Source organism: Clostridium saccharoperbutylacetonicum N1-4(HMT) (assembly GCF_000340885.1).
Lineage (GTDB): Bacteria > Bacillota > Clostridia > Clostridiales > Clostridiaceae > Clostridium > Clostridium saccharoperbutylacetonicum.
Genome location: NC_020291.1, coordinates 3302539 through 3315220 on the forward strand (window position 1 = coordinate 3302539; position 12682 = coordinate 3315220).

Genomic DNA, 12682 nt, shown 5'->3' on the forward strand with positions numbered 1-12682 from the left:
ACACCCTTTAACCTAAAATTAAATTTCTCTCAAAATGCAGCCATAATTTTGGCTGCATTTTTAAATTATATAAATTTTAATTAGCGATGTTCAATTATTAATTTTCAATTAACTTTTCATTTCTTAGTTATCTTTTAGTGTAATTTCAATTAAGTTGTATAATTTCAATTTGATGCTATTAATATAGCTATTCGCATAAAAATCAATTATAATTGTAATGAGTTATACAAAGGAAGTGAGGTGTAAAATAGGAAGATATAACTAAAATTATTTTGCAGTTAATATGTATCTATCCTATTAAACAGAATGAATGAGTCAGGTATATGTGGTTGGTTATCAAGAGATGGAAATTTTTATGAGTGTGGTGAATCAAAACATAATCTATTAGCAGGTAAGCTAGAAAGAGAGTTAGATTTAAAATTATTTGATGAAGTTAAAGGAATTTATCTTCATGATACAGCTTTATTGGAAACATTAGGTTTTATTAAATTTACTCAATCAACTTATGGATTAATAGGTGAAGTTTATGATAATCAGTTTATGCTTTTCTTTGGAGATAGATTTTCTCTTAAGCAGCGTAAATGGATGGAGATGAATATATTAAGAATGTCTCCTCGGCAAAGAGCAGAATGTCGTCAAAGATTAATTCGTGGGTATTAGTTTAAAAGTAATATATGAGTAAATATAAACATGAATTTAAGTATTGTTTGTTTCTGGAAATTATAATATTAAATTAGTCTTAAAATTCTATTAAATTCCACTTAAATTTCTATTTTTAGGTCAGAAAATTTAATTTATTTGCGTATAATATAGTGAGTGGAAAATACAATAATATTCACCCCTTAGAATATTATTAGTTACCACATAAATAAATTCAATACCCTATTACCCATTTTTACATAAATGCCCTGTATAATACAGGGTATTTTTATTTTATATCGTTTTTAGTAATCATGAATTTACTATTGCAATCATGAAGTTACTTTTTCATTTTAGCCACGATTTTTGGTATTATCTATTGACTTAGAGTTAACTTCAAGTACTATAATAGTAAATAAGGAAAATAATTATTATTGTATATATTTAGGTAACAACGAGAAAGGTGATGACAATATGGTAAATGTTACATTGGGAAGAACAAAAATTACAGTGAATAGAAATGGGTTTGGAGCTCTTCCAGTTCAACGTGTTTCTGATGAGGAAGCAATTAAGTTATTAAGAAAGGCTTATGATAACGGTATTAATTTTTTTGATACTGCAAGAAGCTATAGTGATAGCGAATACAAAATAGGTCTAGCTTTAAGTGACGTAAGAGAAAAAATTTTTATTGCAACCAAAACTCCTTCAATAACTGTCGAAGGTTTTTGGAGTGATTTGGAGAAAAGCCTAACTTTGCTTAAAACAGATTATATAGATATATATCAATTTCATAATCCAAGTTTTTGCCCTAAACCAAATGATGGGACAGGGCTTTATGAAGCAATGCTTGAAGCAAAAGAACAAGGGAAAATTCGTTTTATAGGTATAACAAATCACAGGCTTGCTGTTGCTATGGAGGCTGTTGATTCTGGTCTTTATGATACTCTACAATTTCCATTTAGTTATTTGGCGGATAAAAAAGAAGAAGATTTAGTAAACTTATGTAAAGAAAAGAACATTGGATATATTTGCATGAAAGCATTGGCTGGAGGTCTTATAACAAGAAGTGATGTAGCTTATGCATATCTTTCTCAATTTTCTAATACTTTACCTATTTGGGGAATTCAAAGAGAAAATGAGCTTGATGAATTTATATCATATATAGAAAATCCACCTGTAATGACAGCAGAAATCAAAGAATATATTGAAAAAGAGAGAAATGAACTTGTCGGTGAATTTTGTCGCGGCTGTGGATATTGTATGCCATGTCCAGTAGGAATAGAAATTAACAATTGTGCAAGAATGTCCTTACTTCTTCGTAGATCCCCAGCTAAAGACCATCTTTCAGAAAAAGGTCAAGCTAAGATGAAAAAAATTGAAGAATGTATAGAGTGTGGAAATTGTAAAGCACATTGTCCTTATGGACTCGATACTCCTAACCTTTTAAAAAGGAACTATGAAGATTATAAAACCTTTTTATAGAATATTTAACTTTATGAAAGATGGTGAGTTTAAGAAATGCATATACCAGATAATTATTTAAGTCCTACAACTTGTGCAACCTTGGGAGTAGTTATGTTGCCTGTTTGGAAAAGAGCAAGCCATAAGGTAAAAGCCGAAATAACAAGAAAGAAAATGCCACTTCTTGGAGTTGCAGCCGCCTTTTCTTTCTTAATAATGATGTTTAACGTACCCCTTCCAGGAGGAACTACAGGACATGCTATTGGAGGGGCACTTGCAGCTATTTTACTTGGACCATATTCTGCTGTTTTTGCAGTTACCATAGCCCTTGTAATTCAAGCGTTATTCTTTGGAGATGGAGGTATTTTAGCAATAGGCGTAAATTGCTTTAATATGGCCTTTATAATGCCATTTACAGCATTTTATATTTTCAGGCTTATAAAAAGTTTATTTAAGAATGAAAAGGGAGAATATATCGGAGCGTTTTTAGCTGGATACTTATCTGTAAATTTAGCAGCTTTATTTGCTGCAATTGAATTTGGGATTCAGCCATTACTTTTTAGGGATTCTGCAGGATTGCCTTTATATAGCCCATATGGCTTAGCAATTTCAATTCCTGCTATGATGATTCCTCATTTATTAGTAGTTGGAATTTTAGAAGGAATAATTACTGTTGGAGCATATAGCTATGTAAAAAAGGCTTCACCTGAGGTAATATATGAAGGCACAACAAAAAAGATAAATTATCTTTATATTATTATAGGAATTCTAATTTTAGCTACCCCTTTAGGGCTTATAGCTACTGGAACTGCATGGGGAGAATGGGGTACGGATGAAATTTACAAGCTTTTGGGGTTTGTACCAAAAGGAATGGAAAATGGATTTCAATTTAATTCTCCAATTTCAGATTACAACTTTAAATTTTTGAATGAACATTTAAGTTATATATTGTCAGCACTAAGTGGAGTAATATTAATTTTACTAATTTTTAGATTATTAGCGAAAATATATTTTAAAACAAATATTAAGGAGAATAGATGATTCCAGAATGGCTTTCAGAAAAAGATAATTATATTCCCAAAGAAGAAAAAAACTTATATATAGAAAAAAGTATTTTTTCTTTAATCAAGATAATATCAATAATTAGGCAGAATAAAAGTCAAGATAAATTAATATATTCAATAAATTCAGCATTAAAAATCATATGTACTTTATTAGTTATAATTTGTATATCAATTTCAAGAAGTATTACATTTTTATTAATAATGGATATATATGTTTTAAGCAATTTATTTCTAATGGAAAAGATGGCAAGGAAGAGGATCTTTTTAAGAAGTTTATTATTTCCAATAATAACTTTAATTGCTTTGATTCCTTCTATGTTTTATGGAAACATATATAATAGTATGTTGATTTTTCAAAAATTAATTTTATCTATATTACTTATGAATTTATTAGCGCATAATACTAAATGGAGTGAGATGAGCAAAGCTCTAAAATTAATATTTATACCTGATATTTTCATATGGATTATGGATATAACCTTAAAATATATTGTACTTTTAGGCGAATTTTCAATTAACTTGTTGTATGCATTAAGACTTAGAGCAATTGGAATAACTTCTAATAAATACAATTCTCTTACTGGAATTATTGGAAGCTTATTTTTTAAGTCTTATAAAATGAGTGAAGAAATGTTTCATGCCATGGAATGCAGAGGCTTTATAGGAGAATATACAACAAAGGTAAATTTGAAATTAAAAAAAGTAGATTATATATATCTTATTATTAATATATTTATGATTTGTTTGTTTATCTATTTTTGAGTAGCCTACAAAAAATACAAGGAGAAATATAATGATAAAACTTGAGAATATTTCATTCACATACAAAAACAAGGTAGCACTTGATAATGTGAATATTGAAATAAAAGAAGGAGAAGCTATAGCTGTTATAGGTCCAAATGGAAGTGGAAAATCAACCCTTTTAAAATTATTAAATGGAATTCTTTTTGCAAGTAAGGGAAACTATATTTTTGATAGAGAAGAAATAAATGAACAAAAACTAAGAAATAATAAGTTTTTAAAATTATTTCATAAGAGAGTAGGTTTTGTTTTTCAAAATTCTGATGCTCAATTATTTTGTTCTACTGTCTTTGAAGAAGTGGCTTTCGGCTTAATGCAAATGCAATTACCAGAAGCTGAAATAAATCTAAGAGTAAGCGATAGTCTTAAGCTACTGAATATTGAAAAATTGAAAGATGAACATCCTTACAACTTAAGTGGTGGAGAAAAAAAGAGAGTTGCAATTGCAAGTACATTAGCTTTAAATCCAGAAGTAATTACTTTAGATGAACCAATGAATGGTATAGATCCAAAAGGAAAACGGTTCTTAAAGGAATTATTAGCAGCACTTAATAAAAGTGGGAAAACAATAATTTGTGCAACTCATGATTTTGAATATATAGATGGTATTTTTAATAGAGTTATCGTATTTTCAGAAGATCATAAAATAATAAGAGATGATAAATATGAATCTGTTTTAAAAGATCGTGAATTTTTACGTGAATATAATATTATATAAATTCTAATCAATGTTGCATATTTCAATTATAGAAAGACCGAATGAATTTAGCGCTTAATTGAAAATTGATAATTAAAATATATAAGTATGAAGTGGAGTGATAGCAATGAAAATTTTATATTATGATTGTTTTTGTGGAATAAGTGGAGATATGAATTTAGCAGCTTTAATTGATTTAGGGGTACCTAAAGAATACTTATTGGAAGAACTAACAAAACTTAATTTGAATTCAGAATTTAAAATTAATATAGAAAAGTCTGCAAAGTTAGGAATAACAGGGACAAGGGTTGATGTTTTATTGAATAATAATACTCAAATGCCAGAAGAAGCTTTATCTAATAATAAACATGAGCACACTCATGTACATGATCATTTTAATACGAATGAACACAGCCACACATATGAGCCCGGACATATTCATGAACATAATCATACTCACGAGCACGAACACACTCATGAGCATGATGAGAGCAATCACCATCACAATGATAGTCATAGTGAACATTCGCATAATCATGAACATCACCACAGAAATTTAAAAGACATAGAAGATATAATAAATTCAAGTGACTTAAGTGATAAAGTAAAAAAACTTAGTTTGGATATGTTTATAAAGGTTGCTGAGGCTGAAGCAAAGGTTCATGGAAAAGAGATATATGAAGTACATTTTCATGAAGTTGGAGCAATTGATTCAATTGTAGATATAGTAGGTGCAGCTATTTGTATAGATTATTTAAAGGTTGATAAAATTATTGCTTCGCCAATACAAGTTGGAGGTGGGTTTGTTAAATGTGCCCATGGTCTTATGCCAGTGCCTGCACCAGCAACAACAGAAATATTAAAGACTATTCCTATAAATACTGGAATAGTTCAATTTGAAACAACTACTCCTACAGGTGCAGCTATAATAGCAGCAAATGTAAAGGAATTTACCTCTAAAATGAATTTTTCAATTAATAAGGTTGCTTATGGTATAGGACATAAAGATTTAGAAATTCCTAATGTTTTAAGAGTATATTTAGGAGAAACTGAAAGCTTAGAACAAATAGAAGAACAATACATATTAGAAACTAATATAGATGACATGAATCCAGAGCTTTATGGTTATGTTGAAGAAAAGCTTTTTGATGCAGGTGCATTAGATGTATATAAATCATCAATTTTTATGAAAAAAGGAAGACCAGGAATAAAATTAAGTGTTTTAATCAATGAGAAAATTGAAAAAGATATTTTAGATATTATATTTGAAGAAACTACATCAATTGGAGTAAGAAAATATAAGGTAGAAAAAATAATGTTAAATAGAGAATTTTCAAAGGTCGAAACTGAATATGGAGATATTACAATAAAAAAATCTTATTATAATGGGAATTTAGTAAAATATAAACCAGAATATGAAGAATGCAGAACAATAGCAAAGGAACAAAATATATCTATAGATAAAATATATAAAGCAGTTTATAAGAAAAATATAAATTAATTGGAGGTTGAAGTTTAAATGATTAATAATGAAAAATATAATGAATTAGTTAATTATCTAAAAGGATTAGGAAAAGTTGTTTTAGCCTTTTCTGGTGGAGTTGATAGTACTTTCTTACTTAAAGTGGGTAAGGAAGCTTTAGGAGAAAATTTAAAAGCTGTGACAATAATGTCACCGTATATTCCTAAATGGGAAATAGCTGAAGCAGAAGAACTAGTTAAAGAATTAGGAGTAAAGCATGAAATTATAAAAGCGCCAATTATTGATTCAATTAAGTTTAATCCAGAAGACAGATGTTACCTTTGTAAAACAGCAGTGTTTAATATGATATTAGATGTAGCAAAAACTCAAGGATATGATTGTGTGATTGATGGTACAAACTTTGATGATATCAGCGATTATAGACCAGGTCTTAAAGCACTTAAAGAGTTAGATGTAAGGAGTCCTCTTTTAGAATGCAAAGTAACTAAAGCAGAAATAAGAGCATTTTCAAAGGAATTAGGCCTTAATACTTGGGATAAACCACCATATGCATGTCTTTTAACAAGAATTCCATACGGAAATGAGTTAAAAGAAGAAGATTTTGAAAAAATTGAAAATGCTGAAAAGTACATGATGAGTATAGGTTTTAGAGCTGTAAGAGTAAGATGCCATGGGGATTTGGCAAGAATTGAAGTTAGCAAGGATGATAGAAGCAAATTATTTAATGAAGAGCTTTTAGATACTATTGCTGAAAAAATAAAAGAATGTGGATTTAAATATGTATCTTTAGATCTTCAAGGATATAGAGTAGGAAGTTTTAATGAAACTATAGCAAAAATTTCAGAGGGACAAATTTAAGAATTAGGGAGGATAGAGCTGGTGAATAAAGACGAAATAAAAGTTTTGCTAGAACAGGTTAAAGACAATAAAATAGATGTAGTACAAGCTCTTGAGCAATTAGAAGATTTACCTTTCAAAGATTTAGGTTTTGCTAAAATTGATAACCATCGTGAATTAAGAGTTGGTTACCCAGAAGTAATATATTGTGAAGGGAAAACAGTGGAGCAGGTTAAAGATATTATTAAATTTATGCTTACAAAAAATAATAATATTTTAGGGACTAGAGCTACAGAAGAAATGTATGATGCTGTAAAAGAAATATGCGAGGAAGCAGAGTACAACAAACTTGGGAGAACAATAGTAATTAAGAAAAAAGAGCAACAAACTACAGAGAGCTACATAGCAATTGTTGCTGCTGGAACTTCTGACTTACCAGTTGTAGAAGAAGCCTATGAAACTGCAAGAATACTAGGAAACAGGGTTGAAAAGATAATAGATGTTGGAGTTGCAGGCATACATAGGCTTTTTTCAAGACTTGATGAAATTAGAGGAGCAAAAGTTGTTATAGTGATAGCGGGGATGGAAGGCGCTTTAGCCAGTGTTATAGGCGGCCTTGTTGATAAACCAGTAATAGCAGTGCCTACAAGTGTAGGCTATGGAGCTAATTTTGGAGGTGTGGCAGCGCTTTTATCGATGTTAAATAGTTGTGCAAGTGGTGTTACAGTAGTTAATATTGATAATGGATTCGGTGCAGCCTATAATGCTAGCATAATTAATAAGTTATAATTCATAATGGAACTTGGCATGTATAAAAAATGTGACAAGTTCTATTTTTTATGTATAATTAGAGTATTAGAAAATTATTCTAAAGAAAAACATATGAGGTGAAGAAGATGGAAAGTTTACATAAAAAAATTTTAGAAGAAGGTAAGGCTTTATCAGGAAATGTATTAAAGGTTGATTCGTTTTTAAATCATCAGGTAGACCCTGATTTAATGTTTGAAATGGGTACATATTTTAAAAAGTATTTTGAAAATCATGGTGTTACGAAGATATTTACTATTGAAAGTTCTGGAATAGCGCCATCTGTAATGACTGCAATGCAAATGAATATTCCAATGGTAATATTAAAAAAGCAAACTTCAAAAATATTAAGCAACGATTTTTATCAAACTACAGTTCATTCATTTACAAAAGGACATGATTATGAATTGACTTTAGCTAAAAAATATATTAATGAAGCTGATAGAATATTAATAATAGATGATTTTTTAGCAAATGGTGAAGCTGCACTTGGTGCTATAAGGTTAGTTGAAGATGCAGGTGCAGAAGTGGCTGGTATAGGAATAGTTATCGAGAAATCTTTTCAACCTGGATACAAAATACTAAAAGACAAAGGATATGATTTATATTCCTTGGCTAGAATAGCTAAATTAGGAGATAATATTATAGAATTTGCAGATTAATATCTTAACATATAAGAAAGAAGGTTAGGTAAATGGTAGATTTGCTTTTATTAGGCTGTGGTGGAGGAATGCCTATGCCTAATAGATTTTTATCAGCTACATTGTTAAGTTACAAAGGACGAAAAATTCTTATAGATTGTGGAGAGGGGACTCAAGTATCTATGAGAATATCTAATACTGGTTTTAAGAGTATAGATGTTATTTGTATCACTCATATTCATGGTGATCATATAGTAGGGTTACCTGGTCTTCTTGGAACTATTGGAAATAGTGGTAGAACAGAACCTATAACAATAATAGGACCTGAAGGAATTGAAGATACAATTAATAAGTTAAGAGTAATTGCAAATTGGCTTCCGTATAAAATTAATATTATAGAAAATCCTAGGAAACCTATAAATATTGCTACTGAGTTTGCTGATTGGAATACAATAATTTCAACTATAGAATTGGAACATTCAGCACCATGTATTGGGTATAGCTTTGATTTCAAACGTCAAAGGAAATTTGATGTGGAAAAGGCAACCCAAAATAACGTGCCTAAAAATTTGTGGGGCAGACTTCAAAAAAATGAAAAAAAAATTAATTTTGAAGGGATAGATTATACTGATGAAATGGTACTTGGTGAGGAACGGAAAGGAATAAAAATCAGCATAACAACTGATACTAGACCTATTGATAGCATAAGTGATTTTATTAAGGAAAGTGATTTTTTTATATGTGAAGGAACTTACGGTGATGATGAAGATTTACCTAAAGCAATAAAAAATAAACATATGACCTTTACTGAAGCTGCAACTTTAGCTGAAAATGGGAAAGTTAAAAACTTATTGTTAACTCATTTTGGAACTGCTATGACTGAACCAGAAGAATATGTAGATAATGCGAAAGTAATATTTAATAATAGTATAATTGGTTTTGACAGGTATAAAGTTACGTTAAACTTCGAAGAAGAGTGATAAGAAAGAAGGATAAATTTTGGAACAAAATATTGGAATTTTAAGAGAAGATACTAACCAAATAAAAGGAATAGCAATATTACTTGTACTCTTAGGTCATTCGAGAATGTGGTTTCAAATTAGTGATATTATACCTAATAGAATGACTACTGCAGGTGCTTGGGGGGTAGCAATCTTTCTGACATTATCAGGTTATGGTTTAACTGAATCATTCTTTAAAAATGGTTTATCAATTTCTTTTATTAAAAGGCGGGTGATTAAGGTAATCCTGCCATATGCAGCTGTTTCTGCTTTATGGTTTATAGTTGATTTTATTGCTTTTCATCAAACAACCTCAATAAAAAATGTTATTACAACATTGTTAGGTGTTTTACTCTATGAACCATATTTGGATCCAACTATGTGGTATATCACTTTTATGTTATTTTGGTATGTAGTATTCTTTATTATATTCTTATTACCTGTACATAAAGGCTTAAAAGTGGCGATATTGCTTTTGGTTGCTTTTTTACTGCAGCACAATACAATTAATTTAAATTCAAATTGGGAATATAATTATTTTACTTTTCCAATAGGAGTATTAATAAGTTATCTAAAGCCAATAATATTTAATAAAAACTCGAGAATAATTATAAATAATACTGCAATTATTGTTTTATTAATTATATCACCTTATACAATAGAATTTTCAAATTATACAGAAATTTCTATTGCAGGAATATGTGTTACGTTGTGGGTTATCACATTGATATCAATGTTAGACTATAAATCAAAAATACTAGGATTCCTTGGATATATTTCTTTTGAGATATATTTACTTGAAGGTGTTATTGGGGGGAAATATCGTGAAATAATAGGACTTGGAGTTACGATTAGAGCTTTTATTGCTTACTTATTTATAACAATTTGTTTGGCATATGTATTTAAAAAATTACAAATATTTATTGGTAAAATTTCAAAAAAGACAATATACGAAAAAGCTAATTTTGCAGCATAGTTCAATATTTATAATGATATTATTTAATATGGACATTATTTGTAAAAAGTGATATATTGTTAATATATTAGAGAAAGGGCAAGGTAATTTCAACAATGAGAATGTAATTTACAATCAGATTTTTAAGTATGACAAAATGATAGAAATTTAATAATTGTTTTACAATTAGTTAAATTTACTTATAAACCTAAGTCAATAGGTTTTGTTGTTGTATTTTAATTCAAGGAGAGTAGATTATAATCTATAATTTGGAGATTATCATGCGTGAGCTAAAAATATGAAAATTTTTAGCTGTATTAGTGAAGTCTAAAATTATTATAAAATGTTGTATATGAATCAATTACTGTTATAAATTCTTTAGTAATTATTATTTGTAATTGGCACTTTCAAATAAGAAAGTTAAGAAAACATTTTATAATACATTAAACATAGATATAACTTCTCTCCTATACAAAATAGGAGGGATTTTTTTGTTAGCAAAATTTAATAAATTAAAAAAATATTATGGGGATAGATTAATCTTAGATATTGATACTTTCGAAGTCTTTGAAAAAGATAGAATTGGGATAGTTGGCAGAAATGGTGCTGGTAAAACTACTATGCTTAAAGTGTTAATGGGAATTATTATTCCAGAAGAAGGAGAGATTTCTTTAACAGATAGTTATTCATATATAAGCCAAATGGAAAACTATTATGGTGAATGTGAAGAAAATAAGGTAATGAAAATACTTAAGGCACCAGTGAAATATGATAAATTTTTGTCAGGTGGAGAAAAAATAAAATTAAAGATTTCAAAAGCTTTAAGTGAGGATAATAAACTAATAATTGCCGATGAACCAACTTCAAACTTAGATAGTGCAAGTATTAGTGTCCTTGAAAAAATGCTATTAAGTTATAATGGAGCTTTAATCCTAGTATCTCATGATAGAGAATTTCTAGATTCATTATGTAATACTATTGTAGAAATTGATGAAGGTAAATTAAAGGTTTATCAAGGTAATTATTCAAAGTATATAGAATTAAAACAAGAAGAAAGAAAAAGGGAAGAAATTGAGTATAACAAATATGTAACAGAAAAAAAACAATTAGAAGAAGCTATTATAGATAAACAAGATATGAGAAATAAGATGAGAACAACTCCTAAGAGAATGGGAAACTCTGAAGCTAGATTGCATAAAATGGGTGGACAAAAGCAAAAAAGAAAACTTGATAAAAATATAAAAGCCATGAAAAGTCGAATTGATCATTTAGAAGTTAAAGAAAAACCAAAAAATATAAATGAAACTAAAGTTAACATTCAAAAAAGTGCAGAAATAATTTCAAATAATATAATTGAAATCAGTAAGCTAAATTTATATGTTAATAATGAACTTTTAATAAAAGAAGCTTCATTTAGAATTAGAAAAGGAATAAAAGCTGCAATTATAGGTGAAAATGGCTGTGGAAAATCAACATTATTAAAAGAAATATTAACAAGAAATAATGAATATATAAGAGTAGCTAATAGTGCACTTATAGGTTATTTTGATCAAGACCAAAATATTTTAGAAGAAGGTAAAAGCATTCTTGAGAATGTATCAAAAACTAGCTCTTTTAATCAAAGTTTTATAAGAATTAACCTTGATAATTTTGGATTTAAGGGTGACGATGTTTTTAAAAAAGTTAGTTCATTGAGTGGTGGCGAAAAAGTTAAAGTTGCACTTAGTAAGGTTTTACTTAGCGATAATAACGTATTAGTATTAGATGAACCAACAAATTATTTAGATATTGAGGCAATGGAAGCATTGGAAAGGGCATTAATAAATACTGAAAAAACAGTTATTTTAGTTTCCCATGATAGAAAATTCATTGAAAATATATGTGATTTTATAATTGAAATTAAAGATAAAATTTTAAAAGGGTATGAAGGAAGTTATAAGAATTATATTAAGGAGAAGAATAAACCTCAAAGTAATAATAATGAAAAAGATATTAAAGAAAAGTTAATGGTATTAAGAAATAGGCTGTCGGAAATAATTTCTCTTATATCAATAGAAAAAAATGAGTTGATTAAAGAAAGGTTAGATCATAAATATAAACTATTGTTGAAAGAGATTAGGATTTTGGAATTAAATAATAGTAAGAAATAAGATGATATTAATAACAATATAAAATTTATTATTAGCATATTTAACAGAAAAATAGTATAATGTTTTAAGAATTAGACTTATTAGTATAGAAATTATATTTTAAGTGATTTTTAAAATATTTTAGTTGAAGTTTAATAAAAAAATTA

Annotated in this window: 12 protein-coding genes; all 12 read left to right on the forward strand. The window is 28.3% G+C overall.

Annotation, left to right across the window (positions count from 1 at the left end; all coding sequences use genetic code 11):
- The first annotated feature begins 306 nt into the window (after window positions 1-306).
- The 12 genes from CSPA_RS14720 to cplR all read left to right on the forward strand — a co-directional run bounded on the left by CSPA_RS14720 (window position 307) and on the right by cplR (window position 12536).
- On the forward strand, window positions 307-660 hold the full coding sequence (locus tag CSPA_RS14720) for a hypothetical protein (RefSeq protein ID WP_015393104.1): 354 nt from the start codon (window positions 307-309) through the stop codon (window positions 658-660).
- Window positions 661-1113: 453 nt separating this feature from the next.
- Window positions 1114-2121: an aldo/keto reductase gene (locus tag CSPA_RS14725; protein WP_017810596.1), complete on the forward strand. Its 1008-nt coding sequence runs from the start codon at window positions 1114-1116 to the stop codon at window positions 2119-2121.
- 36 nt (window positions 2122-2157) lie between these two features.
- Complete coding sequence (gene cbiM, locus CSPA_RS14730) at window positions 2158-3141, forward strand: cobalt transporter CbiM (protein WP_015393106.1); 984 nt, start codon at window positions 2158-2160, stop codon at window positions 3139-3141.
- The gene (locus CSPA_RS14735; protein WP_015393107.1) at window positions 3138-3926 is read left to right on the forward strand and encodes an energy-coupling factor transporter transmembrane component T family protein; all 789 of its coding nucleotides are present in this window, start codon (window positions 3138-3140) and stop codon (window positions 3924-3926) included. The genes cbiM and CSPA_RS14735 overlap by 4 nt, the downstream gene beginning before the upstream one ends.
- A gap of 31 nt (window positions 3927-3957) precedes the next feature.
- Window positions 3958-4683: an energy-coupling factor ABC transporter ATP-binding protein gene (locus CSPA_RS14740; RefSeq protein WP_015393108.1), complete on the forward strand. Its 726-nt coding sequence runs from the start codon at window positions 3958-3960 to the stop codon at window positions 4681-4683.
- A gap of 106 nt (window positions 4684-4789) precedes the next feature.
- The gene (larC, locus tag CSPA_RS14745) at window positions 4790-6163 is read left to right on the forward strand and encodes a nickel pincer cofactor biosynthesis protein LarC (RefSeq protein WP_015393109.1); all 1374 of its coding nucleotides are present in this window, start codon (window positions 4790-4792) and stop codon (window positions 6161-6163) included.
- 18 nt (window positions 6164-6181) lie between these two features.
- On the forward strand, window positions 6182-7003 hold the full coding sequence (gene larE, locus CSPA_RS14750) for an ATP-dependent sacrificial sulfur transferase LarE (RefSeq protein ID WP_015393110.1): 822 nt from the start codon (window positions 6182-6184) through the stop codon (window positions 7001-7003).
- 21 nt (window positions 7004-7024) lie between these two features.
- The gene (gene larB, locus CSPA_RS14755; RefSeq protein WP_015393111.1) at window positions 7025-7771 is read left to right on the forward strand and encodes a nickel pincer cofactor biosynthesis protein LarB; all 747 of its coding nucleotides are present in this window, start codon (window positions 7025-7027) and stop codon (window positions 7769-7771) included.
- 107 nt (window positions 7772-7878) lie between these two features.
- The gene (locus CSPA_RS14760) at window positions 7879-8451 is read left to right on the forward strand and encodes a xanthine phosphoribosyltransferase (RefSeq protein ID WP_015393112.1); all 573 of its coding nucleotides are present in this window, start codon (window positions 7879-7881) and stop codon (window positions 8449-8451) included.
- 32 nt (window positions 8452-8483) lie between these two features.
- A complete protein-coding gene (locus tag CSPA_RS14765) occupies window positions 8484-9410 on the forward strand; it encodes a ribonuclease Z (protein ID WP_015393113.1) in 927 nt (308 codons plus the stop codon).
- A 19-nt stretch (window positions 9411-9429) separates the two neighbouring features.
- Complete coding sequence (locus tag CSPA_RS14770) at window positions 9430-10407, forward strand: acyltransferase family protein (RefSeq protein ID WP_015393114.1); 978 nt, start codon at window positions 9430-9432, stop codon at window positions 10405-10407.
- Window positions 10408-10877: 470 nt separating this feature from the next.
- The gene (gene cplR / locus CSPA_RS14775) at window positions 10878-12536 is read left to right on the forward strand and encodes an ABC-F type ribosomal protection protein CplR (protein WP_015393115.1); all 1659 of its coding nucleotides are present in this window, start codon (window positions 10878-10880) and stop codon (window positions 12534-12536) included.
- The last annotated feature ends 146 nt before the right edge of the window (window positions 12537-12682 follow it).

What these genes read in the sequence shown, in the direction of transcription:
- CSPA_RS14720 (WP_015393104.1), top strand. Translation starts at nt 307, where the DNA reads ATGAATGAGTCAGGTATATGTGGTTGGTTATCAAGAGATGGAAATTTT.
- CSPA_RS14725 (WP_017810596.1), top strand. Translation starts at nt 1,114, where the DNA reads ATGGTAAATGTTACATTGGGAAGAACAAAAATTACAGTGAATAGAAAT.
- cbiM (WP_015393106.1), top strand. Translation starts at nt 2,158, where the DNA reads ATGCATATACCAGATAATTATTTAAGTCCTACAACTTGTGCAACCTTG.
- CSPA_RS14735 (WP_015393107.1), top strand. Translation starts at nt 3,138, where the DNA reads ATGATTCCAGAATGGCTTTCAGAAAAAGATAATTATATTCCCAAAGAA.
- CSPA_RS14740 (WP_015393108.1), top strand. Translation starts at nt 3,958, where the DNA reads ATGATAAAACTTGAGAATATTTCATTCACATACAAAAACAAGGTAGCA.
- larC (WP_015393109.1), top strand. Translation starts at nt 4,790, where the DNA reads ATGAAAATTTTATATTATGATTGTTTTTGTGGAATAAGTGGAGATATG.
- larE (WP_015393110.1), top strand. Translation starts at nt 6,182, where the DNA reads ATGATTAATAATGAAAAATATAATGAATTAGTTAATTATCTAAAAGGA.
- CSPA_RS14760 (WP_015393112.1), top strand. Translation starts at nt 7,879, where the DNA reads ATGGAAAGTTTACATAAAAAAATTTTAGAAGAAGGTAAGGCTTTATCA.
- CSPA_RS14765 (WP_015393113.1), top strand. Translation starts at nt 8,484, where the DNA reads ATGGTAGATTTGCTTTTATTAGGCTGTGGTGGAGGAATGCCTATGCCT.